At 69.8% G+C, this 23,649-nt stretch carries 22 protein-coding genes; 15 read left to right on the top strand and 7 right to left on the bottom strand.

Annotated elements, in window-relative coordinates; genetic code table 11:
* The first annotated feature begins 190 nt into the window (after positions 1-190).
* Entirely contained in the window at positions 191-559 is a 369-nt protein-coding gene (locus ABZ552_RS33865; protein WP_357441924.1) for a DUF3817 domain-containing protein, read from the top strand.
* A gap of 61 nt (positions 560-620) precedes the next feature.
* Positions 621-1,469 (top strand): tetratricopeptide repeat protein, encoded by an 849-nt coding sequence (locus tag ABZ552_RS33860; protein WP_281919466.1) that lies wholly within the window; start codon positions 621-623, stop codon positions 1,467-1,469.
* Between the two features lie 22 nt (positions 1,470-1,491).
* On the opposite strand, the gene glgB is transcribed toward ABZ552_RS33860, so the two are convergent.
* From glgB to ABZ552_RS33840, 4 genes are all read right to left on the bottom strand, one after another.
* Positions 1,492-3,645 carry a 1,4-alpha-glucan branching protein GlgB gene (gene glgB / locus ABZ552_RS33855; protein WP_281875215.1) on the bottom strand — a complete coding sequence of 718 codons (2,154 nt, stop codon included), beginning with the start codon at positions 3,643-3,645 and terminating at the stop codon, positions 1,492-1,494.
* Positions 3,642-5,645 carry an alpha-1,4-glucan--maltose-1-phosphate maltosyltransferase gene (locus ABZ552_RS33850; RefSeq protein WP_357441922.1) on the bottom strand — a complete coding sequence of 668 codons (2,004 nt, stop codon included), beginning with the start codon at positions 5,643-5,645 and terminating at the stop codon, positions 3,642-3,644. Before ABZ552_RS33850 ends, glgB begins: the two co-directional genes overlap by 4 nt.
* A gap of 100 nt (positions 5,646-5,745) precedes the next feature.
* On the bottom strand, positions 5,746-6,387 hold the full coding sequence (locus ABZ552_RS33845; RefSeq protein WP_281875213.1) for a LysE family translocator: 642 nt from the start codon (positions 6,385-6,387) through the stop codon (positions 5,746-5,748).
* A gap of 150 nt (positions 6,388-6,537) precedes the next feature.
* Positions 6,538-6,849, bottom strand: coding sequence for a hypothetical protein (locus ABZ552_RS33840; RefSeq protein WP_281875212.1), 312 nt, complete (start codon positions 6,847-6,849; stop codon positions 6,538-6,540).
* A gap of 423 nt (positions 6,850-7,272) precedes the next feature.
* Here ABZ552_RS33840 and glgP point away from each other — a divergent pair, with 423 nt between their 5' ends.
* The 4 genes from glgP to ABZ552_RS33820 all read left to right on the top strand — a co-directional run bounded on the left by glgP (position 7,273) and on the right by ABZ552_RS33820 (position 12,542).
* Positions 7,273-9,846, top strand: a complete 2,574-nt coding sequence (glgP, locus tag ABZ552_RS33835; protein ID WP_357441919.1) for an alpha-glucan family phosphorylase — start codon at positions 7,273-7,275, stop codon at positions 9,844-9,846.
* Positions 9,847-9,953: 107 nt separating this feature from the next.
* Positions 9,954-11,315 carry an NCS2 family permease gene (locus tag ABZ552_RS33830; protein ID WP_281875210.1) on the top strand — a complete coding sequence of 454 codons (1,362 nt, stop codon included), beginning with the start codon at positions 9,954-9,956 and terminating at the stop codon, positions 11,313-11,315.
* A gap of 161 nt (positions 11,316-11,476) precedes the next feature.
* Positions 11,477-12,010, top strand: coding sequence for a DoxX family membrane protein (locus ABZ552_RS33825; protein WP_281916775.1), 534 nt, complete (start codon positions 11,477-11,479; stop codon positions 12,008-12,010).
* Positions 12,011-12,146: 136 nt separating this feature from the next.
* A complete protein-coding gene (locus ABZ552_RS33820; RefSeq protein ID WP_357441917.1) occupies positions 12,147-12,542 on the top strand; it encodes a Rid family hydrolase in 396 nt (131 codons plus the stop codon).
* Between the two features lie 161 nt (positions 12,543-12,703).
* Here ABZ552_RS33820 and ABZ552_RS33815 read toward each other — a convergent pair whose 3' ends face one another.
* Positions 12,704-14,752 (bottom strand): ATP-dependent DNA helicase, encoded by a 2,049-nt coding sequence (locus tag ABZ552_RS33815; RefSeq protein WP_281875206.1) that lies wholly within the window; start codon positions 14,750-14,752, stop codon positions 12,704-12,706.
* A 57-nt stretch (positions 14,753-14,809) separates the two neighbouring features.
* Positions 14,810-15,376 carry an isochorismatase family protein gene (locus tag ABZ552_RS33810; protein WP_357441915.1) on the bottom strand — a complete coding sequence of 189 codons (567 nt, stop codon included), beginning with the start codon at positions 15,374-15,376 and terminating at the stop codon, positions 14,810-14,812.
* Between the two features lie 150 nt (positions 15,377-15,526).
* On the opposite strand from ABZ552_RS33810, the gene ABZ552_RS33805 reads away from it, so the two are divergent.
* Positions 15,527-15,718 (top strand): hypothetical protein, encoded by a 192-nt coding sequence (locus ABZ552_RS33805; protein WP_281875204.1) that lies wholly within the window; start codon positions 15,527-15,529, stop codon positions 15,716-15,718.
* 2 nt (positions 15,719-15,720) lie between these two features.
* On the opposite strand, the gene ABZ552_RS33800 is transcribed toward ABZ552_RS33805, so the two are convergent.
* Complete coding sequence (locus ABZ552_RS33800; RefSeq protein ID WP_281875203.1) at positions 15,721-17,031, bottom strand: nicotinate phosphoribosyltransferase; 1,311 nt, start codon at positions 17,029-17,031, stop codon at positions 15,721-15,723.
* A gap of 122 nt (positions 17,032-17,153) precedes the next feature.
* On the opposite strand from ABZ552_RS33800, the gene clpS reads away from it, so the two are divergent.
* From clpS to ABZ552_RS33760, 8 genes are all read left to right on the top strand, one after another.
* Complete coding sequence (gene clpS, locus ABZ552_RS33795) at positions 17,154-17,504, top strand: ATP-dependent Clp protease adapter ClpS (protein WP_281875202.1); 351 nt, start codon at positions 17,154-17,156, stop codon at positions 17,502-17,504.
* A 22-nt stretch (positions 17,505-17,526) separates the two neighbouring features.
* Positions 17,527-18,096 (top strand): DUF2017 domain-containing protein, encoded by a 570-nt coding sequence (locus ABZ552_RS33790; protein WP_281875201.1) that lies wholly within the window; start codon positions 17,527-17,529, stop codon positions 18,094-18,096.
* A gap of 60 nt (positions 18,097-18,156) precedes the next feature.
* Positions 18,157-19,218: a P1 family peptidase gene (locus tag ABZ552_RS33785; protein ID WP_357441912.1), complete on the top strand. Its 1,062-nt coding sequence runs from the start codon at positions 18,157-18,159 to the stop codon at positions 19,216-19,218.
* Positions 19,219-19,720: 502 nt separating this feature from the next.
* Entirely contained in the window at positions 19,721-20,140 is a 420-nt protein-coding gene (locus tag ABZ552_RS33780; protein ID WP_159842684.1) for a M67 family metallopeptidase, read from the top strand.
* 33 nt (positions 20,141-20,173) lie between these two features.
* Entirely contained in the window at positions 20,174-20,446 is a 273-nt protein-coding gene (locus tag ABZ552_RS33775) for a MoaD/ThiS family protein (RefSeq protein ID WP_063051456.1), read from the top strand.
* Positions 20,447-20,454: 8 nt separating this feature from the next.
* Positions 20,455-21,417, top strand: a complete 963-nt coding sequence (locus tag ABZ552_RS33770) for a cysteine synthase (RefSeq protein WP_281875199.1) — start codon at positions 20,455-20,457, stop codon at positions 21,415-21,417.
* Positions 21,418-21,482: 65 nt separating this feature from the next.
* On the top strand, positions 21,483-22,208 hold the full coding sequence (locus ABZ552_RS33765; RefSeq protein ID WP_357441909.1) for a rhomboid family intramembrane serine protease: 726 nt from the start codon (positions 21,483-21,485) through the stop codon (positions 22,206-22,208).
* Between the two features lie 68 nt (positions 22,209-22,276).
* Positions 22,277-23,041: a cyclic nucleotide-degrading phosphodiesterase gene (locus ABZ552_RS33760; protein ID WP_281916780.1), complete on the top strand. Its 765-nt coding sequence runs from the start codon at positions 22,277-22,279 to the stop codon at positions 23,039-23,041.
* Positions 23,042-23,649 lie beyond the last annotated feature (608 nt).

Genomic DNA, 23,649 nt, shown 5'->3' with positions numbered 1-23,649 from the left:
AATGCAACGTGTCGGGGTCCGGCCGGGCTACGTTCCGTTGCGCGGCGGTCGGCAACGAGGCCGCGTGTTCGAACCGGCCGACCGGAGTGGACGCCGCGAACACGCGGCGCCGCAGGCGCCGCAAATCGAACACAGCAAATTAGACACAGCTCACTACGACAGTGTGTAGTGCATCCGGCAGAATGGGCGCATGGGCAATGTCTTCGACCTGAGCACGGTGGCCAAGCGGTTTCGTTTCGTCGCGGTGCTCGAGGCGATCTCCTGGGTGCTGCTGATCATCGGCATGGTGTTCAAACGGATTCCCGAGCCGGTGTTGTGGCCGGTCAAGGTGTTCGGCATGACGCACGGCATCGTGTTCGTGCTGTTCGTGATCACCGCGATCGTGGCGGCGCGCGAGCTGGGGTGGAGCGCCAAGACCACCGTGCTCGCGCTGCTGTCCAGCATCCCGCCGTTCTGCACCGTGCTGTTCGAAGTGTGGGCGGTGCGTTCGGGGCAGTTGGGTGAGCTGAGCAACGCCGGTTCGGCCGAGTCCGGGGCACCCGTATCCGCCACGTCGTGACAAACTGGAAGTCGTGAATCGACCAGCCGCACGCCGTCCTTCGCCCGCTGTCGCCGCCGCCATGTCCGGAGCGGTGGATCTGTCCAGCCTGAAGCAGCCCGCGGGAGGCGCGGGCGCCGCGGCCGGTGGCGACCACGCGGTGTCCGAGGCCGATTTCGAGACCAAGGTCCTGCGCCGGTCCATGCAGGTGCCCGTGGTGGTGGTGCTGTACTCGCAGCGCAGCCCGGGCAGCATCGAACTGGTCCGCACATTGGAGCGTCTGGTGGCCGCCGACGGCGGCACCTGGGATCTGGCCACGGTCGAAGCCGAGGCCAATATGCGCATCGCGCAGGCGTTGCGGGTACAGGGCATCCCCACGGTGATCGCGATCGCGGCCGGGCAACCGCTGGCCGATTTCGAAGGCGCCCAGCCCGAGCCGCAGGTGCGGCAGTGGCTGAACGCGGTGGTGGACGCGGTGGCGGGCAAGCTCGAAGGCGGTGGGCAGCCGCAGCAGCCGGCCGAGGATCCGCGTTTCGCGGCGGCCGAGGCGGCGCTGGAGCAGGGTGACCTGGCCGGCGCCGAGGCGGCCTACCAAGCGATTCTCGACGCCGAGCCGGCGAACGAGGAGGCCAAGGGCGCGTTGCGCCAGCTGCGCTTCCTGGCGCGAGCTCAGGACCTGCCGGAGTCGGCCGTCGCGGAGGCGGACGCGGACCCGTCGAATGTCGACGCCGCGATCCGAGCCGCCGATCTCGAACTTTTCCAGCAGCGTCCGGAGGCGGCCTTCGATCGGCTGATCGGCGTGGTCAAGCGCACTTCCGGCGACGACCGCACCAGGGCGCGGACCCGTCTGCTCGAGTTGTTCGAGTTGTTCGACCAGGCCGAGCCGTTCGTCGTGGCCGCGCGCCGCAAGCTGGCCGCAGCACTGTACTGAGTCTCAGCGGCCGGTGCGGCTCCTAGCGGTGGCGCAGCCAGACCGCGGCGTGCGGCGCGAGCGTCACGGCGGCCGAGGCGGGACGGTCGTGCCAGGGCTCGTCGGTCGCCAGCACCTCGCCGAGGTTGCCCAGGCCGGAGCCGCCGTAGTCCGCCGCGTCGGTGTTGAGGATTTCGAGCCAGCGTCCCGGGTGCGGCAGGCCGACCCGGTAGGCGTCATGGGTCGACCCGGAGAAGTTGTAGACGCAGGCCACCACGGAGCCGTCGGAGCCGTAGCGCAGGAACGCCAGCACGTTGTTGGTGCGGTCGTCGGCCTCGATCCAGGCGTAGCCGCCCGGGGTGGTGTCCCGGCTCCACAGGGCGGGATGGGCGCGGTAGACGGCGTTCATGTCCCGCACGAGTGTGGTGATGCCCTGGTGCAGCGGATTGTCCCGTTCGTGCCAGTCCAGGCCGCGATCGTGCGACCACTCCCGGAATTGGCCGAAATCCTGGCCCATGAACAGGAGCTGTTTGCCCGGGTGGGCCCACATGTAGGCCAGCAGCGCCCGCACGCCGGCGGCTTTGGCGAAATCGTCGCCCGGCATCCTGGTCCACAGTGTGCCTTTGCCGTGCACGACCTCGTCATGGCTGATCGGCAGCACGTAGTTCTCGCTCCAGGCGTACACCAGCGAGAAGGTGATCTCGTTGTGGTGCCAGGAGCGGTGCACCGGATCGCGTCCGAGGAACCCGAGGGTGTCGTGCATCCAGCCCATGTTCCATTTCATGGTGAAACCGAGACCGCCCACGTCGGTGCCGCGGGTGACGCCGGGCCAGGTGGTGGACTCCTCGGCGATCGTCACGACGCCGGGGTGCTGCCGATGCAGGGTCTCGTTGAGTTCCTGTAGGAAGTCGACGGCCTCCAGATTCTCCCGCCCGCCGTGCACGTTCGGCTCCCACTGGCCTTCGCCGCGGGAGTAGTCGAGGTAGAGCATGGAGGCGACGGCGTCGACGCGCAGACCGTCGACGTGGAATTCCTCGATCCAGTAGCGAGCGTTGGCGATGAGGAAGTTGCGCACCTCGGGCCTGCCGAAGTCGAACACGTAAGTGCCCCAGTCGAGTTGCTCGCCCCGGCGAGGGTCGGCGTGCTCGTAGAGCGGGGTGCCGTCGAAACGGGCCAGCGCCCACTCGTCGCGCGGGAAGTGGGCGGGGACCCAGTCCAGCAGGACGCCGATGCCCGCCGCGTGCATCCGGTCGACGAACGCGCGGAAGTCGTCGGGGGACCCGAAGCGTGCCGTCGGCGCGTAGTAGGAGGTGACCTGGTAACCCCATGAGCCGCCGAACGGATGTTCGGCGATGGGAAGCAATTCGATGTGGGTGTATCCGGTCGCCGCTACGTACTCCGCGAGCTGGTCGGCCAGCTCGCGATAGCCGAGTCCGGGCCGCCACGACCCGAGATGCACCTCGTAGACACTCATCGGCGCGCGGGTGGGGTCGGTGGCGGCGCGCTGCTCGAGCCAGGCGTGGTCGTGCCACGCGTGGTGGCTCTCGGCGACCACCGATGCGGTCGCCGGAGGTTGTTCGGTGGCGAAGGCGAGCGGGTCGGCGTGGTCGACGGTCCGTCCGTCGGCGCCGTGCACCCGGTATTTGTACTTGGTCCCGGGCCCGACACCCGGGACGAAGACTTCCCAGATTCCGGAGGATCCCAAGGTGCGCATCGGCGCGGTGTTGCCGCTCCAGCCGTCGAAGTCGCCGATGACGGTGACGCCGCGTGCGTTCGGCGCCCATACCGCGAACGACGTGCCCGTCACCTCGCCGTCGAGGGTGGTGTAGCGGCGCGGGTGGGCGCCGAGCACCTCCCACAAGCGTTCGTGGCGGCCTTCGCCGATCAGGTGCAGGTCGAGTTCGCCGAGCGTGGGCAGGAAGCGGTAGCCGTCGGCGCTGACGATGGTCTGGCCGCCGGGATAGGTCGTGACGACGCGGTAGTCCATGACCTCCGGGTACGGCAGCACCGCGGCGAACACGCCGTGACCCACGGATTTCAGCGCGTGGTCGACGCCGCCGACGCGCACCGACACGGTTTCGGCGTGCGGGCGCAGTACCCGCACGGCCGTGCCGTCGGGATGGGGATGCGCGCCCAGCACGGTGTGCGGGTCGGTGTGGGTGCCCGCCGCGAGCAGCATGAGGTCGCGGCGCTTCATCGCAGCGTCCTGCGGTAGGCCAGTTCGGTGCGCGCCTGCTGCGACACGGGGGGAAGGGCGATGATGTGCGCGACGGCGCGGGCGGGGTCCAACCGCACGTAATTGGTCTGCGCCCAGTGATACTCTTCGCCGCTGACCTCGTCGTACACCACCGGATGGTCGTGCCATTCGCGGCCGATCGCGGGCAGGTCGAGCGAGAGCATGCCCCACTCGGCGCCGAAGGGGTTGAGGTTCACCACGACGAGCACGGCGTCGCCGCCGACGGGGTCGATCTTGGAGTAGGCGAGCAGCGCGTCGTTGTCCACGTGATGGAAATGCAGGCAGCGCAGCTGTTGCAGGGCCGGGTGCGCCCGGCGGATCTCGTTGAGCCGGGTGAGCCACGGTTCCAGTGATTCGCCGCGCGCGAGCGCCTCGGCGAACGGGCGCGGGCGCAGCTCGTACTTCTCCGAGTCGAGGTACTCCTCGCTGTCGGGGCGCACTGCCTGATGCTCGAACAGCTCGAAGCCGGAGTAGACGCCCCAGGTCGGCGCGAGGGTGGCGGCCAGGACGGCGCGGATGGCGAACATTCCGGGCCCGCCGTGCTGGAGGCTTTCGTGCAGGATGTCCGGGGTGTTCACGAATAGGTTCGGGCGGGCCTCGTCGGCCTTCGCGGCCAGTTCGTTGCCGAACTCGGTCAGCTCCCATTTGGCCACACGCCAGGTGAAATACGTGTAGGACTGGCTGAATCCGCGCCGGGCCAGGCCGTAGAGCCGGGCGGGGCGGGTGAACGCCTCGGACAGGAAGATGACGTCCGGGTCGGTGCGCCACACGTTCGCGATCAGCCACTCCCAGAAGTCGGCGGGCTTGGTGTGCGGGTTGTCGACGCGGAAGAGGGTGACGCCCAGGCCGATCCAGTGCCGGACCACCCGCAGGACTTCGGCGTAGAGGCCGTCGGGATCGTTGTCGAAGTTGACCGGGTAGATGTCCTGGTACTTCTTGGGCGGGTTCTCCGCGAAGGCGATGGTGCCGTCGGGCAGCGTGGTGAACCACTCGGGATGCGCCCGCACCCACGGGTGATCGGGTGCGCACTGCAAAGCGAGATCGAGGGCCACCTCCAGGCCGAGTTCTCGTGCCCTCCGGACGAATTCGGCGAAATCGGCTTCGGTGCCCAAGTCCGGGTGGACGGCGTCGTGACCGCCGTGCTTCGAGCCGATGGCCCACGGCGAGCCGACGTCGCCCGGCTCCGCGGTGAGCGCGTTGTTGCGTCCCTTGCGGTTGATTTCGCCGATCGGGTGGATCGGCGGCAGGTAGACCACGTCGAAACCCATGGCGGCGATGCGCGGAAGTTCTTCGGCCGCCGTGGCGAAGGTGCCGTGGACCGGCTTGCCCGCGGCGTCGCGGCCGCCGGTCGAGCGCGGGAAGAACTCGTACCAGGAGCCGTAGAGCGCACGGTGCCGCTCGACCTGGACGGTGTGCTGGGGTCCGCGAGTGACCAGGTCGCGCAGCGGTGTGGCGCGCAGGATCCCGGCGACTTCTTCGGTGAAGGCCGGGGCCACCCGCGCGGGCAGTTGTTCGTCACTGCGCAGCGCCGCCGCGACCGCGCGCAGGCGCTGGAACTGTTTCTTGGGGACGGCCTGCGCGGCGCGCTCGAACAGGCGGGCGCCCAGCTCGAGGTCGTTGGCCAGATCGGCGGCGCTCTGCCCGACGGCCAGTTTCGCCTCGACCGCCGAGCGCCAGGTCGCGATGGGATCGCTCCAGCCTTCGATCCGGTAGGTCCACGCGCCCGGCGTATTCGGGGTGAAGGTCGCGTTGAAGACGTCGGGTTCGTAGTCCGGCGTCATGCGGATGCGGGTGACTCGCGAGGCGCCAGGGGCACGCACGACGAGGGTGGCGGCGACGGCGTCGTGCCCTTCGCGCCACACCACGGTGCGCACCGGGAATACCTCGCCGACCACCGCCTTGGCGGGCCGGCCGCCTGGGATGGACGGGGCAGTGTCATCGATAGCGATGCGGCCGGTCACGGGACCAACCTACCGGTAACCGGCCTTCCGGACTCGATCCGCAGAATTTTCGAGCCCGGTTCCGGCCGCTCGTCGCGGGGGCTGAGCTGGGCTGACGGTTTCAGCGGGCGTCGGCGGCGAGGCCGAGTCCGAGCGCTACCAGCACCGCGCCGAGGGCGCGCTCTACTCGCTGCCTGATGCCGGTGCGGCGCAGCCAGGCGCCCGCGCGGTCGGCGGCCAGGACCACGCCGACGCACCACGCGGTGTCGACCACCAATTGGATGAGCGCCAGGATCACGACGGTCGGCAGCACCGGACCGTCGGACGGCAGGAATTGGGGAAGGACGGTGAGCCCGAAGACCGCCGCCTTGGGATTGGCCGCGATCGAGATCAGCGAAGCGCGGAATGCGGCGGCGGGCGTGCGGCCCGCGGGAAGCATACGCGTCATGGCACTGCCGAATTCGCCGTCGCCGCGGGCGCCGCGCCATGCCTGCACACCGAGCCAGATCAGCACCAGCGCGCCGACGACGTGCACGGCCGTGTGCATGGCCCGGTTCGCGACCAGCAGGACGGACAGCCCCGCCCCGCCCGCAAGCGTCCAGCCGAGCACGCCGATCTCGTTCCCGGCCACCGCCGCCAGACCCGCGGTACGGCCGTCCCGGACGGCGCGTTGCAGGAACAGGGCGGTCGCGGGCCCCGGCAGCGCGGCGATGAACAGGCAGGCCAACAGGAACTGCGGGAGGACGTGAACCCAGTGCGGCATCAGCCGATGCTGTCACCTCGTCCCCGCTCGGGCCACCGATTTCCGTGGCCGCGGCCGATGCGGGACCAGGACGCGCGGGCGGCCACCGCCGTGGAGCATGATGCGCTGGGTGGCCGCCCGGCGTTCGACCCGGCATTCACGAAATGCCGCTTACGGCATGACCAGGCACGCGAAGCCGAGGTTCATCCCGTTGCCCACCGTCATCGCGGGTGAGGTCCAGGCGGGGCCGGCGCCTTGCGTCGCGGAAATGGTGTGCTGTCCGGTCGCGCCGGGGATCCAGACGGTGGTGGCCTGGTTGCCGACCACCGTCGCGGGATTCGGCGAGAAGCTGCCTCCCGCACTATCGGCGAACTGCACGGGATCGGACGAAGAACTGTCCACCGTCGCCGTCACCCGGTACTGGCAATTGGTGCCGTAGTTCCCGACTCCGAAGCTCATGCCTTGGGCCGGGCTCGCGGTCACCGTCGTTACCGCCGCGCCGGCGGTGGGGGCGACGAGAACGAATGCCGCCGCGAAAGCTCCGAACCCTGTGATCGCTGCTCCAGCGCGCGACCAGCGCCGATCGCGGGCGCGATTTGGGTGTGCTGTCATCCACATCTCGATCACTCCCGTACTGATTCGGTTGGTGCGGCCGGTTGGTCCGCACAGCTTGTGGGTTTGCCCGGCGTTCCGGAGTTCACAAGCGAGCGCGGGTCTCGATCGGGTAGCGGGGACGAAGGCGCCGGTGCGCCCGCCGTGGCCGTTCCGTGACGGTAGAGAGCGTTACGTGCGCTCGGATGAAGTGCTTCCTTCGACCCGCGCGGTGCGGAAACGCGCTGGTCGGGAGGTTGTTCGGGGCGTGGTCGCGCAGGGCGAGGGCACCAGGCGCCGTGTAGGTTCTACCGAATGAAGGCATTGCGTCGTTTCACCGTCCGTGCCCATCTGCCCGAGCGCCTGGCGGCCCTGGGTGAGCTCGCCACGAACCTGCGCTGGTCGTGGCATCCGCCGACCCAGGACCTGTTCGCCGCGCTCGATCCGCGGCGGTGGCAGGAAATGGGGCACGATCCGGTCCGGATGCTGGGCGAGGTCCCCGCGGCGCGGCTGGACGAACTGGCCGCCGACCCCGACTACGTCGCCCGTGTCGACGCCGCGGCGGCGGACCTGCGCGAGTACCTGGTGGCGCCGGGCTGGTTCCAGCGCCGGGCGGGGGAGGAAGGCGTGCGGGGCATCGCCTACTTCTCGATGGAGTTCGGTGTCACCGAAGTGCTGCCGAACTACTCGGGTGGACTGGGCATTCTGGCCGGTGACCACCTGAAGGCAGCCTCCGATCTGGGCCTGCCGCTGATCGGCGTGGGATTGCTGTATCGCTCGGGGTATTTCCGGCAGTCCCTGACGACGGACGGCTGGCAGGCCGAGCACTATCCGGCGCTGGATCCGCAGGGCCTGCCGCTGCGGGCGCTCACCTCCGACGGTTCGCCGGTGCTCATTCACGTGGCGATGCCGGACCGCAGGGTGTTGCGTGCGCGGGTGTGGATCGCGCAGGTCGGCCGGGTTCCGCTGTTGCTGCTCGACTCGGACATCGCCGAGAACGACCCTGAGCTGCGGGCGGTCACCGACCGGCTCTACGGCGGCGACCAGGAACACCGCATCCGCCAGGAGATCCTCGCGGGTATCGGCGGTGTGCGGGCGGTGCGCGCGTTCACCGCGTCCGCCGGGCTGCCCGATCCCGACGTGTTCCACATGAACGAAGGCCACGCGGGTTTTCTCGGTGTCGAACGCATCCGGGAATTCGTCGCGGCCGGCCAGGATTTCGATTCCGCGCTCGCCGCCGTGCGCGCGGGCACGGTGTTCACCACGCATACCCCGGTCCCCGCGGGCATCGACCGTTTCCCGATGCCGATGGTGCGGCGCTACTTCGGCGGTGCGCACGGCGAATCCGAATCCGCCTTGCTGCCGGGCCTTTCCGTGGACCGGATCGTGGCGCTCGGCCGGGAAGCCGATCCATCGGTCTTCAACATGGCGCACATGGGTCTGCGGCTCGCGCAGCGCGCCAACGGCGTCTCGAAGCTGCACGGCGCGGTGAGCCGGTCGATGTTCGCCTCGCTGTGGCCGGGTTTCGACCCGGCGGAGGTGCCGATCGGCTCGGTCACCAACGGCGTGCACGCCACTACGTGGGCGGCGCGGGAGTGGGTGGACAAGGCGCGCGAGCACATCGGCGCGGAACTGGTCGAGGAGGGGCGCGGCTGGGAACGGTTGCGCGACGTCGATCTCACCGAGCTGTGGTCGACCCGCAACACGCTGCGCGGCATCCTCGTTGACGAGGTGCGCCGCAGGCTGCGCGCGTCCTGGCTGGCGCGCGGCGCCGCGGAGGCCGAACTCGGCTGGGTGAACGGCGTCTTCGACCCGAACGTGCTGACCGTCGGGTTCGCGCGCCGGGTGCCGACCTACAAGCGCCTCACCCTCATGCTGCGCGACCCGCAGCGGCTGCGCGCCCTGCTGCTGGACCCGCGGCGGCCGATGCAGCTGGTCGTGGCGGGCAAGAGCCACCCGGCCGACGACGGCGGCAAGGCGCTCATCCAGCAGGTGGTGCGTTTCGCCGACGACCCCGAGGTGCGGCACCGGATCGTCTTCCTGCCCGACTACGACATGTCGATGGCCCGCTACCTGTACTGGGGCTGTGATGTCTGGCTGAACAACCCGCTGCGGCCGCTGGAGGCGTGCGGCACCTCCGGCATGAAGTCCGCGCTCAACGGCGGGCTCAACCTGTCCATCCGGGACGGCTGGTGGGACGAGATGTACGACGGCGAGAACGGCTGGGCCATTCCGACCGCGGAGGGCGTCCGGGACGAGCACCGCCGCGACGATCTGGAGGCCGCCGCGCTCTACGACCTGTTCGAGCGCGCCGTGGCGCCGCGCTTCTACGAGCGCGACGCGGCCGGGATGCCGGTGCGCTGGGTCGAGATGGTCCGCCACACGCTGCAGACCCTGGGACCGCAGGTCCTGGCTTCCCGGATGGTCCGCGATTACGCGGTGGAGTACTACGCTCCCGCCGCCGCGGCCTATCAGCGGGCGACGGCCGACGATTTCGCGGTCGCTCGGGCCATCGCCGAGTATCGCCACCGGATCGAGTCGGCGTGGCCCTCGGTCAAGGTGATCCAGGTGGACAGCGCGGGATTGCCGGACACGCCGGTCATCGGGGCGCGGCTGTCGCTGACCGCGCGGGTCGAGCTGGGCGGATTGAGCGTGCCGGACGTGGTGGTGCAGGCGGTGCTGGGCCGGGTGTCGGCGACCGACGACCTCTCCGACACCACGACGGTCCCGATGACGCACAGCGGGTCCGATGCCGGCGCGGAGCTGTTCACGGTCGACACCCCGCTGCCGCTGTCCGGCGCGGTCGGCTACACCGTGCGCGTGCTGCCGCACAACGATCTGCTGGCCTCCGACGCCGAGTTCGGGTTGGTCTCAGCGCCGAGCGCGTAGCCAGGGTGGCGCCGGTCACGGTGGCGCCACCGCGGGTTGCCCCGGGCAGTGAACCGTCGGTTACCGTGCCTTCGGCCGCCCCGCACCGTTCTCGACTGGAGTCACCCATGGTCACCGACGTTCTGCACCGGACCCGAGGACGCCTCGACGGGTACTTCGGGGTCCGCTCGACCGGCTCGACCGTCAAGCGCGAAGTCATGGCGGGAACCGTGACGTTCCTCGCCATGTCGTACGTCCTCGCGGTGAATCCCGCGGTGCTCGGCGACCAGGGAGCGCTGGGCGACCGAGGCATTCCCATGCAGGCGGTGTTCACCGCCACCGCCGTCGCCGCGGTGTTCGGCACGCTGGTCATGGGACTGTGGGCGCGGTATCCGATCGCGCTCGCGCCGGGCATGGGGCTCAACGCGTTCTTCGCGTACACGGTGGTGCTCGGCATGGGGATTCCGTGGCAGGTCGCGCTGTCGGGCACGTTCCTGTCCGGCGCCATCTTCTTCGTCCTGGCCGTGACGCGCATTCGCGAACGAATTCTCAACGCGATCCCGATGCAGCTGAAGCTCGCCGTGGGCGCGGGCATCGGGTTGTTCGTTGCCTTTCTCGGTCTGAAGAACGCCGGGATCGTCGTGAACAGCGACGCGACGCTGGTCACCCTCGGCGACTTCACCGAGGGCACCACGCTGCTCGCGCTGTTCGGGTTGCTGGTGACCGTGGTGTTCCTGGTGCGGGGCTGGCACGGCGCGGTGCTCTACGGCATCGTGCTCACCACGATCGTCGGCATCGTCAGCGGCCTGGTCGATCTGCCCAAGGGTGTGTTCGCCGCGCCGAAGGGGCTCGAGCACACCTTCGGCCAGGCGATCGTCCATCTGCCCGACGCGTTCACCGGTCAGATGGCCGTGGTGGTGCTGACCATGCTGTTCGTCGACTTCTTCGACGCTTCCGGCACGCTCATCGGCGTCGCGAACCAGGCCGGTCTGCTGGACCGGGACGGCAAGCTGCCGCGCGCCGCGAGCGCGCTGGCGGCGGACTCGGTGGGCACCATGGCCGGCGCGGTCATCGGCACCTCCACCACCACCGCCTATGTGGAATCCACCGCGGGCGTCTCGGCGGGCGGACGGACCGGTTTGACCGCCGTCACCACGGCGGGCTGGTTCCTCATCGCGATGTTCTGCTATCCGATCTTCGCGGTGGTGGCCGGTTCCGGTGAGGTGACCGCGCCCGCGCTGATCGTGGTCGGCATCCTGATGGCCCGCGCGCTGGGCCAGATCGATTGGAACCGTCTGGAGTACTCGGTGCCCGCGTTCGTCACCATCGTGATGATGCCGCTGACGTACTCCATCGCCAACGGCCTGGCCATGGGCATGCTGCTGTATCCGGTGGTCATGGCGGCCCGAGGGCGGGTCAAGGAGGTGCATCCGGCGATGTGGGCGCTGATGCTGGTGTTCCTCGGCTACTTCTTCTTCCTCGCGGAGTGATTCCCCGCTCGTCGTCGCGCTGAACCGTCCCTGTCGCCTACCCGTGGAATAGACGGAGAGATCGGGCAGTTTGCCCTTTCGTGAGATAATCGGACCGTAGTCCGCTTATTCGCCGAAGTAACGATCGTGTCCGAAACGACAGCGCAGGGATGAGGACCAGCATGACCATCAAATCCGTACTCGACAGAACCAGCACCGACAGCGAATTGGACGGCATCGCCACCGACATCGGCTTGCTGATCGTGCGCGTCGTCTTCGGCGGCCTGCTCGCGGCACATGGCGCCCAGAAACTCTTCGGCTGGTGGGGCGGACCGGGTCTGCAGGCCAACGCCGACGGCTTCGAGCAGATGGGTTACAACCCGGGCAAGGTGTTCGGGACGCTGGCGGGCCTGACCGAGCTCGGCGGCGGTCTTCTCCTGCTGCTCGGCTTGCTGACGCCGCTGGCGGGGGCGATCGTGCTGGGCACGATGATCAACGCGATCAACGCCACGTGGGCGGGCGGCCTGCTGGGCGGGTACGAAATGGGCGTGTTGTTCGGGGTGGTCGGCGCGGCACTGCCGTTCACCGGGCCCGGCAAGTTCTCCTTGGACGCCGGGCGTCCGTGGGCACGGCACGGATTCGTGTGGGGCGTGGGCGCGCTGATCCTCGCGGTCGTGACGGGCGTGCTCACGCTGATTCTCAAGTGGGCGCTCTGACCCTGCGGCGCAGCCGGATTCGCGGCGCGGTGACCTCGGTCGCCGCGCCGCGGTCGGGTGCGGGCCCGTTCATGTCACACAACGGGCGGCGGGATCGTCGTCTTATCGCAGCCTTTTGACCGACCGAGGAGAAGTGATGGGCGTCGAAATCAGCAATCCCGAGGGATTGCACGATCCGACCGGGTTCGGCTACAGCCATGTGGCGGTGGCGCGCGGCGAACTGGTGTTCATCGCCGGGCAGTACGACTCGGACGCCGAAGGGCGCACGACCAGTACGGAATTCGCGGTTCAGGTGGACAACGCGTTCGCCAACCTCGGCATCGCCTTACGCTCGGCGGGAGTGGACTTCGCCGACGTGGCGCAGTTGCGGACGCATATCGTCGACCACGATCTGGACAAGCTGGCGGTGCTCGGGAAGAAGATCGCCGCGATCTGGGGGGACCGCCCGCCCGCGCAGACGCTGACCGGAGTGGCGGCGCTCGCGCTGCCCGGCATGATCTTCGAGGTCGACGCGGTGGCCGTGCGCGGCTGAGATCGGCTGCACACAGGGGGTTTGGTGATGTCCCCGCGCCGCGTGCAGGGCTTGGCGCGGGGACCGGCCGATACCTCGGAGTGGGAATTGGGGGTCACCCGACGTATCGACCCCCAAATCTACTTCCGTTTGGAATTAGCTTGCGGGCGGTGTGTTCGGTATCACACCTTCGCCGCAGCGGCCAACCGCCGCAATGCTTTGACCACGACCTCCGGATCGGCCGTCTCCCAATACGGCGGCAGCGAGGCGCGTAGGTAGCCGCCGTAGCGGGCGGTGGCGAGGCGGGAATCGAGGATGGCGACCACACCGCGATCGTCGACGCTGCGCAGCAGCCGTCCCGTGCCCTGCGCGAGCAGCAGGGCGGCGTGATTGGCGGCCACGGTCATGAATCCGTTTCCACCGCGCATCTCCACGGCCCGCTGCCTCGCCGCCAGCAGGGGATCGTCCGGGCGCGGGAAAGGGATGCGGTCGAGGATCACCAGGCTGAGCGACGGTCCGGGCACGTCGACGCCCTGCCACAGCGACAGCGTGCCGAACAGGGACGTCTCCGGGTCGTCGGCGAACTTGCGGACCAGCGCGCCGGTCGCGTCCTCGCCCTGGCACAACACCGGGGTCGGCAACCGGTCGCGCAGCGCGTCGGTGGCCGCGCGGGCGGCGCGCATCGAGGAGAACAAGCCGAGGGTGCGCCCGCCCGCGGCCGTGATCAGCCGCTCGATCTCGTCCAGGTAGGCCGGGGCCAGCCCGTCGCGGCCCGGTGCGGGCAGGTGCTTGGCGACGTAGAGGATGCCGGACTTGGCGTGATCGAACGGCGAGCCGACATCGAGCGAACTCCAGCGCACGGTCTCGGTGTCCGACGGTGCCTGCGCGCCGTTCGCGGTGGCCGGGTCGGTGCGATTGCCCGACTGCGCCGGCAGGCCCCAGGTGACCGCGAGCCCGTCGAACGAGCCGCCGATCTGCAACGTCGCCGAGGTCAGCACGACGGTCGCGGTGCCGAACAGCCTGCTGCGCAGCAGCCCGCCCACCGACAGCGGCGCCATGCGCAGCGAACGGCGCTGCACACCCCGGATCTCGTCGGCGGCCAGCCAGATGACGTCCCGGCGCGCGGCGGGATCGGGCTCGTCGAACGCCGTCAGCGCGCGGACCGCACTGTCGTGCACCTCGTCGAGCGCGGCCAGTGCCATGGTGCGGGCGGCGGAACTCTCCGGATCGCCCTGCGCGGTGGTGCTGCCCGGCGGCGCGAGCGCGGTGCGCGCGTTCCACGCGGTATCGCGGATCAGGGCCAGCACCGGGGCGACGCCCTCGGGCAAGGTGTCCCACCGGGCGGCGGGCAGCTCGTCCAGCACGGTGTGCCATGCCTCGGCGGCGCCCTCCAGGCGGTCCACCTCCTGCTCGTCGATGAGCTTGGCACAGCGCCTGGCCGCCGCGCTGATCGCGGAAGCGGCCAGTTCGGCGGTGGCCACGCCGGTCACCCGGTCGACCAGTTCGTGCGCTTCGTCGATGACCACCACGTCGTGTTCGGGCAGCACCTGGATGCCGCTGATCGCATCGATGGCCAGCAGAGCGTGGTTGGTCACCACCACGTCGGCCTGCGCCGACTCCGTCCTGGCGCGCTCGGCGAAGCAATCCTGGCCGAAGGAGCAGCGCGATTTGCCGAGGCACTCCCGCGACGACACGCTGACCTGCCGCCAGGCGCGATCGCTCACCCCCGGAGCGAGTTCGTCGCGGTCACCGGTCTCGGTGTCGGAGGCCCACTCGTTGAGCCGTTGCACTTCGCGACCGAGGCGGGAGATCGCGAAGGCGTCGAACAGCTCCGCCTCCGCCGGCTCGTCCGGGATGGCGCTGTTGATCTTGTTCAAGCACAGATAGTTGTTGCGACCCTTGAGGATCGCGAACTGGGGCGTGCGGCCCAACGGGCCGCTCAGCGCCTCGGCCAGCCGGGGGAGATCGCGGTCGACCAGCTGACGCTGCAGCGCGATCGTCGCCGTGGAGACCACCACGGTGCGTCCGGTGCGGACGGCGTGGCGCAGGCTCGGCACCAGATACGCCAGCGACTTGCCGGTGCCCGTCCCGGCCTGCACCGCGAGATGCTCCTTGGTATCGATCGCGTGGTCCACCGCCGCGGCCATCGTCACCTGCCCGGCGCGCTCCTTACCGCCGAGCGCCTGCACGGCGGTGGCCAAAAGGTCGGAAACGGGGGGCAGTTCGGGCACGCGAGCAGCCTACTCGGCGCCTCCGACAGGACCGCCCGCTCGCCGAGACCGGACGGTCTATCGGCTGATGCCACCTTCGAGGTCGACGCCGGCCCCGCGCATGCGATCCAGCGCGGCCGCGACCGTCTCCGGGGCGACGCCGGCGGTGAGGTCGAGCAGGACTCGGGTGTCGAAACCCTCGATTCGCGCGTCCAGGGCGGTGGCGCGCACGCAGTGATCGGTCGCGATGCCGACCACGTCGACGGCGTCGACGCCGCGGTCGTGCAGCCAGTCGGCCAGCCCGGTGCCGTCCTCGGTCGTGCCCTCGAATCCGGAGTAGGCCGCCGCGTACGCGCCCTTCGAGAAGACCGCCTGAACGGGGCCGATGTCCAGGGCCGGGTGGAAATCCGCGCCGGGCGTGCCGATCCGGCAGTGCGGCGGCCAGCTGTCGATGTAGTCGGGCTCCTCGGAGAAGTGCGCGCCGGGATCGATGTGGTGGTCGCGGGTCGCCACGATCGCGCCGTAGTCCGCCGCCGCGAGGTGTTCGCTGATCCGGGCCGCCACGGCGGCCCCGCCGGCGACCGCCAGCGCACCGCCCTCACAGAAATCGTTCTGGACATCGACGATGATCAGTGCCCGGGTCATGGCGATCCTCCCGCGGTCCGGCTGGATGACAGTTCCGATTCTGCCGCTCGGTCGGACGCTTGGGTTGTAAACGCGGCCGCCGCCCACGGTGATTACCGGATGCCCCTTTCACCCGGCGGCCGGTTCGCCGCCTTCCCGCATGGAGACCTCATGAGCACTGCGAAACTGTTCCGCAGCGTGACCATCGGCACCACCGTCTTCCTGGTGGTCTTCTACTCGCTCGGCTCCCGTCCCGCCGAGCCGTCGGACTGGGTGTGGTTCGGAGTCACCGGCGTGGTGTTCGCGGCGCTGTTCGCCGCCGGACTGCTGCTGGTGCCCCGCGCCGAACGGCGGGGGCGGTGACCTCAGACGAACGTGGTCACCACGGCGGGCTCGCCCGCCGACAGCTTGAGGCCTTCCCAGGGCAGGCTGATCAACCCGCGGGCCACCAGGTCGCGGCTCTCGGCGAGGGTGGGCAGGTCGTCGACCTGCTTGCCTTCGCGAATCAGCGGGACGAGTAGCTCACGGGCTTCGAAGCCGTTGCTCGGCGGCGTCGGCCCGGATGCCGGATAGACGATCTCCTCGACGATCGTCCCGGTGTCGCGGGCCAAGCGAACGGCCTTCTTCGTGCCACCCCGGGACTGCTTGTGACTGCTGCGTTTCGCCACCGGCACGCCCTCGACCTCGACCAGCTTGTACACCATTCCCGCGGTCGGCGCGCCCGAGCCGGTGACCAGCGCGGTGCCGACGCCGTAGACGTCGACCGGCTCGGCGCGCAGCGCGGCGATGGCGTACTCGTCGAGATCGCCGGAGACCACGATGCGGGTCTGGGTCGCGCCGAGCGCGTCGAGCTGGTCGCGTACCTGCCTGGCCAGGACGCCGAGATCGCCGGAGTCGATCCGCACGCCGCCCAGCTCTGTTCCCGCGACCTCGATGGCCGTCGCGACGCCCCTGCTGATGTCGAAAGTGTCCACCAGCAGCGTCGTGCCCACGCCGAGCGTCTGCACCTGGCTGCGGAACGCTTCGGCCTCGTGCGCCCCGTCGGGGCCGCTGTGCAGCAGGACGAAGGCGTGCGCGCTGGTGCCCGCGCCCGGAATGCCGTAGCGACGCACCGCCTCCAGGTTCGAGGTGGCGTCGAAACCGGCCAGATACGCGGCGCGAGCACAGTCCGCGGCGGCCTGCTCGTGGGCGCGCCGCGACCCCATCTCGATCATCCTGCGGCCCCCGGCGGCGCTGACCATCCGGGCGCCCGCGGCCGCGATCGCGCTGTCGTGATTGAGAATCGACAGGATCAGCGTCTCCAGGACGACGCATTCGGCGAAGCTGCCGCGCACCGACAGGATCGGGGAACCGGGGAAGTACAGCTCGCCCTCGGCGTAGCCGTCGATGTCGCCGGTGAACCGGTAGTCGCGCAACCAGTCGAGGGTTCGCCGATCCGAGAACGGGGCAGCCACGGCCAGCTCCGCCGCGCCGAACCGGAACTGCCGCAGCGCGTCGAGCACCCGGCCGGTACCCCCAACGACGCCGTAGCGACGACCGTTTGGCAAACGTCTAGCGAACACCTCGAACGTGCACTGCCGATGCGCCGATCCATCGGCCAGCGCCGCGGCGAGCATGGTCAGTTCGTACTGGTCGGTCAGCAGCGCGGTGCTGGCGAGGCCGTCACGCAGGTCCACGCTGTCACTGTAGACAGAACGGTCGGCTCATGGTGTCCGGCATCGGCTCGGTGAACCGGCGAATAGGCGAATCGGGCAGCGTGGGTGTTGTTTATCCGGAGTCGAGTCGTACCCTTGACCTTATGGCCTTGCGCAACAGAGTCCGGGGTGACGTCGTTGTGGACGCCGCGAACGCGACATTGTCGGCGGCACAGGCGACGCCCGAAGCGGTCGAATACACCGAGATCCTGGAGGCGGAGGACCGCCCCTGGGTCACCGTGGTCTGGGACGACCCGGTCAATCTGATGCACTACGTCACCTATATCTTCCAGAAGCTGTTCGGCTATAGCAAAGCGAAGGCGACCGAGCTGATGTTGAAGGTGCACAACGAGGGCAAGGCGGTGGTCTCGTCGGGTTCCCGGGACAAGATGGAACACGACGTGCAGCGGCTGCACGCCGCGGGACTCTGGGCCACCATGCAGCGGGACGACTGACCAGGCCGACTACCCTGACGCCGTGCGCAAGTGGAGCAGGAAGAACTCGCTGAGCGGTCTCAAACTGCGATCCGAGATGGACGCACGGGAGGCCAACGTGCTTCGGTCCCTGGTCGGGGCGGTCTCCGGGCTGCTCACCGAACGCGCCGGGTCGGCCCCTGAGGACGACTTGGCCGCCCTCACCGGACTGCGATCCGGCAACACCGTCCCGCCGGAGGACCCGCGGCTGCGCAGACTCCTCCCGGACTTCCACCGCAGTGAGCCCGGCTCGCCCGACGCCGAGCGCGCCGACCTCAACAGCGCGCTGCGCAGCCTGCACGAGCCCGACATCATCGACGCCAAGCTGGCGGCGGGGTCGGTCGTGCTGGACACCGTGCCGAGCGCGGGCGGCAAGATCATCCTCACTCCCGAGCAGGCCGACGCGTGGTTGACGGCGCTCACCGATGTGCGGCTGGCGCTCGGGACGGTGCTGAACATCGACGCCGACACGCCCGACCATCTCGACCCCGACGATCCGCGCGCTCCGCACCTGGACGTGTACCACTGGCTGACCTGGATACAGGACTCGCTGCTCCAGGCGCTGGCTCCCTGACCCCTGTGCTGCGAAGATCGGCGCCGAACGTCAGGAGTTCCGCGCCGTGAGGAGTAGCTGGTGAAAGCCATCCCGGGAGAACGTAATTCGATCACCGATGTGCCCGGCGTGCTGGTCGGGCATCACCACGTCCTCGACTCGGACGCCACGCTCGGCTCCGGGGCGGCGACGGGATGCACGGTGGTGCGCGTGCCGGGCGGCGCGGTGGCGGCGGTCGACGTGCGCGGCGGCGGCCCGGGTACCCGCGAGACGGATCTGCTCGATCCGATGAACACCGTCCGTCAGATCGACGCGATCCTGCTCACCGGCGGCAGTGCGTTCGGCCTCGCCGCGGCGGACGGGGTGATGCGCTGGCTGGAGGAGAACGGCGCGGGCATCGTGATGGACCCGGCCGACCCGAGCCGGGTGGTGCCCATCGTTCCCGGGGCGGTGATCTTCGATCTCCCGGTCGGCGCCTGGGACATCCGTCCGACCGCCGAGTTCGGCTACCGGGCCGCCGCGGCGGCGAGCGCCGACTTCGCCCGCGGATCGGTCGGTGCGGGCGTCGGCGCGCGCGCCGGATCGCTCAAAGGCGGGGTGGGCACCGCGAGCATCGCGCTGGGCGAAGGCGCCGCGGCCGGCATCACCGTCGCGGCGCTGATCGTGGCCAATCCCGTCGGCTCGGTGTTCGATCCCCGCACCGGGTTGCCGTGGGGATGCGGCACCGACGGGCCCGGCTTCTTCGACCTGCGGCCGCCGACCGCGGAGCAACTGGCGGCGGCGAACGCGCTGCCGGTGAAGGGCACCGTGCTCAACACCACGATCGGCGTCGTCGCCACGGACGCCCCGCTCGACCCGGCCGGATGCAGGCGGGTCGCCGTCACCGCGCACGACGGGTTGGCCCGCGCGATCCGCCCCGCGCACTCGCCGCTGGACGGGGACACCCTCTTCGCGCTCGCCACCGGAACGGCGGAAGAGGGCACGGACCTGCCGCTTCCGCCAGCTTTCCCCGCCGATCTCCTTGTCCTGGACGAGATCTGCACGGCAGCCGCGGTCTGCGTCGAGCGCGCCGTCGTGGACGCGATCCGCTCGGCACACACGGTGGCGGGCATCCCGGCCTACGGTGACCTGTTCGGTATCTGATTTCCAGCGCCTGCGGCGCTGGGTGTTCGCGGCCCACTGGTGGCTCGCGTTTGCGCGACCGCCGCTTGCTCCTTCGTCGCCTACGCGACGGCCACGCAAACGCGAGCCGGGCCGCGAACGGCGGATGCTCGGTCTCGCTTCGCTCGGAAGACGTGGTTGCGGTGCGCCGGGCGCGATGGCATCGGAACTCCGGACTCGGGCGCGCGGGCAGAGTCCAGGTTGTGGTGCCGATTGGTCGCTGCTCTTCTTCCTCGTGTACCCGGCGGTCGCTCGGAGGCGAGCCGGGCCGCGAACGGCGCATGCTCGGTGGTGCTGTGCTGGAGCCCGGGAGTTGGGCGGGGCGGTGACCGGCGTCGAAGTGCGCCGTTGTCGTGTGCCGTAAGTGTCGGTTGTGCGCCTGGGCGCGGAACCGGGGGCCGGGCGACCTCGGGGCGGGAATAGCCGAATATCCTGGCTCGTTGTCGACTGCGATGGGTCGGCGTTGTGGAAAGGTGTGCGACTCGTGCTGGTGATCAGGGCCGACCTTGTGGAGGCGATGGTGGCGCACGCGCGCGCCGATCACCCGGACGAGGCCTGCGGTGTGATCGCGGGGCCGGAGGGCTCGGATCGTCCGGAGCGCTTCATCGCCATGGTCAACGCCGAGCGGTCGCCCACGTTCTACCGCTTCGACTCCGGCGAGCAGTTGAAGGTGTGGCGCGAGATGGACGACGCCGACGAGACGCCCGTCGTCATCTACCACTCGCACACCGCCACCGAGGCCTATCCCAGCCGCACCGACGTGTCGTACGCCTCCGAGCCCTTCGCGCACTATGTGCTGATCTCCACCCGCGATCCCGAGCAGCACGAGCTGCGCAGCTACCGGATCGTCGACGGCGAGGTCACCGAGGAGCCGGTGCGGATCGTCGACGCGTACGAGAACTAGACCGATGCCTGTTCGCGAAACCGAGGAGTACCCATGCCGGTAACCGTCTCCATCCCGACCATCATGCGCGGCCTCACCGGAGGTGAGAAGCGCGTGCAGGCCGAAGGCGCCACGCTGTCGGCGCTGATCGACGACCTCGAGGCCAACCACCCCGGGCTCGCCGAGCGCCTGCTGAAGGACGGCAAGCTGAACCGCTACGTCAACATCTACGTCGACGACGAGGACGTGCGCTTCGCCGGCGGGCTCGCCGCCGAGGTGCCCCAGGACGCCAGCGTCACGATCCTCCCCGCCGTGGCCGGAGGCTGACCGTTCCCGTGGCGCGTTACGAATCGCTGATCGCGACCCTCGGCAACACTCCGCTGGTCGGCCTGCGCACGCTGTCCCCGCAGTGGGACGGGGACGACCACGTGCGGTTGTGGGCGAAGCTGGAGGATCGCAACCCCACCGGCTCGATCAAGGATCGGCCCGCCCTGCGGATGATCGAGCAGGCCGAGGCCGACGGGCTGCTGCGGCCCGGCTGCACGATTCTGGAGCCGACCAGCGGCAACACCGGCATCTCGCTGGCCATGGCCGCGAAGCTGAAGGGCTATCAGCTGATCTGCGTGATGCCCGAGAACACCTCGGTGGAGCGGCGGCAGCTGCTCACCATGTTCGGGGCGCGGATCATCGATTCCCCGGCGGCGGGCGGCTCCAACCAGGCCGTCGCGCTGGCCAAGCAGATCGCGGCGGAGAATCCGGACTGGGTGATGCTCTACCAGTACGGCAACCCGGCGAACGCGTCGGCGCACTACGAGACCACCGGCCCGGAGATCCTGGCCGATCTGCCCGAGATCACGCATTTCGTCGCGGGTCTCGGCACCACGGGCACGCTGATGGGGACCGGCCGTTTCCTGCGCGAGAAGGTGCCCGGCATCGAGATCGTGGCCGCCGAGCCGCGGTACGGCGAACTGGTCTACGGCCTGCGCAACATCGATGAGGGATTCATCCCCGAGCTGTACGACGAGAGCGTGCTGACCACGCGTTTCTCGGTCGGCCCCTACGACGCGGTGAAGCGCACCCGCGAACTGGTGCTCGAGGAAGGCATCTTCGCCGGGATCTCCACCGGCGCCATCCTGCACGCCGCGCTGGGCGTCGCCCGTAAGGCGGCGAAGGCGGGCACGCGTGCCGACATCGCGTTCGTGGTCGCCGACGGCGGGTGGAAGTACCTGTCGACCGGCGCCTACGACGGCACCCTCGAAGAGGCGGAGGAGCGGCTCGACGGCCAGCTCTGGGCCTGATCACCGGCCGCGCCGGTACCCTCGGTGAGGCGGGGCGACGACCCCGCCGCGGCGAGGAGGTGGCCATGGCAGGCGCGGGACTCGGGCCGTCGTTCGACCCGGATCGGATCGCGGCGATCCGTGCGCAGCTGGGCGAGCCCGTCGGTGCGCCGCGGCCGTCCACACCGTTCGCGCCCAGGGGCGTCCCCGCGATCAAGCAGCTGTGGCTGCGGGCCGGTGTGCTGATCGCCGGATTCGTGGGTGTGCTCTACGGGGTCGAAGGGGTCGACGCCGCCGTCCACGGAAACCTGGAGAGCGCGGGTATCGAGCCCCGCCGGGCCGAGGGACTGTCCGGCATCCTGTTCGCGCCGTTGCTGCACGACAACTGGGGGCATCTGGTCGGTAACACGCTCCCGGTGCTGGTTCTCGGCTTCCTGGTGTTGGTGAGCGGCATCGGACGCGGGCTGGCCGCGACCGCGATCATCTGGCTGCTGGCCGGGCTAGGCGTCTGGCTCACCGGAGCGACGGGCAGCGTGCACATCGGCGCGTCGTCGCTGGTATTCGGCTGGTTGACCTTCCTCATCTGCCGGGGCTGGTTCGCCCGCAACGTCGGGCAGATCGTGCTCGGCCTCGTGGTGCTGGCCCTGTACGGGTCGCTGCTGTGGGGCGTCCTGCCCGGACAGCCCGGAATCTCTTGGCAGGGGCATCTATTCGGCGCGTTGAGTGGATTGCTGGCCGGCTGGGTACTCTCTGGAGATGCACGACGAAGCCGCCGCGGGGACCGAGCCGGAGCCGGTGCGTCGCCGCGGTGAGCGGGCGGCCCGCCGGAAATGTGGGGGATCCTTTCTTGAGTGAGAATTCCGCGTGGCAGCATGGGGGAATGCGCCTTACCGTCCTCGGGTGCTCGGGCAGTGTGTCCGGCCCGGACTCTCCCGCGTCGGGGTACCTGCTGACCGGCCCGGACATGCGGCCGACGGTCATCGATTTCGGTCCGGGAGTGCTCGGCGCGTTGCAGCGCCATGCCGATCCCGGTGAGGTCGACATCTTCCTGACCCATCTGCACGCCGACCACTGCCTGGACCTGCCCGGTTTGCTGGTGTGGCGCCGCTACCACCCGACGCCCCCGGAGGGGCAGGCGATCGTGCGCGGCCCGTCGGACACCTCGCTGCGCATCGGCAACGCGTCCGCCGAGGTCGGCGGCGAATGCGACGACTGGTCCGACGTGATCGACATGCGGCCCTGGGTCGAGGGCGAGCCCGTCGCGTTCGGCGCGGGTCACACCGTCACCGCGCGCCGGATGTACCACCCACCGGAGTCCTACGGTCTGCGGATCGTCACCGCGGCCGGACGCACCTTCGTCTACACCGGCGACACCGCGCTCTGCCCCCAGGTCCACGAACTCGCGCAGGGCGCCGACGTCCTGATGGCGGAGGCCTCCTGGACCCACGACCCGGCGAATCGGCCGCCCGGCATTCACCTTTCGGGCACCGAGGCCGGCCAGATCGCCGCCGAGGCCGGCGTGAAGGAACTCCTGCTCACCCACATCCCCCCGTGGACCTCACGCGAAGACGTGATCGCCGAAGCGAAGGAACAGTTCACCGGGCCGGTCCACGCGGTGGCCCCAGGCGAAACCTTCGATCTCTGACCGAATCCGGGTCACGGCTGGACCGGCGCCTACTCATCGAACGGAACGATGAATCCGGACGTCCGATGCGCAGCGCCACAACCCACCGGTCCGACGAACCGATCCCCGAAATCCGCCGTGCGGTTCGGAACTCGCCCGCGCCCTATATCCAGAATTCGCTACCAACACGCCAGCGCACCCCGACCGCGTCCCTCGAGCCAGATGAAGCATGCGCCGGGCCGCGCTGGGATTGCACCCGGTCGCGAGTGGGTCCGCCTGTCGGCCAGTGGGAACTGCGCGCTGTTGTGCCGGGGTGGCAAACCGGCGCGCCCAGCGCATCTGGACTGCGTTTTTCGCGCCGAGCGGGGATCGAGCAGGCGCGGTTGGCCGGGCTGCTCTCGCATCGAGACGGTCGCCGGTGGGTCGGCTTGTCGGCCAGTGGGAAGTGCGCGCTGTTGTGCCGGGGTGGCAAACCGGCGCGCCCAGCGCATCTGGACTGCGTTTTTCGCGCCGAGCGGGGATCGAGCAGGCGCAGTTGGCCGGGCTGCTCTCGCATCGAGACGGTCGCCGGTGGGTCGGCTTGTCGGCCAGTGGGAAGTGCGCGCTGTTGTGCCGGGGTGGCAAACCGG

Origin of the sequence: Nocardia sp. NPDC019219 (genome assembly GCF_040632645.1) — a bacterium.
Classification (GTDB): Bacteria; Actinomycetota; Actinomycetes; order Mycobacteriales; family Mycobacteriaceae; genus Nocardia; species Nocardia sputorum.
This window is presented reverse-complemented; position numbering and strand designations above follow the sequence as displayed.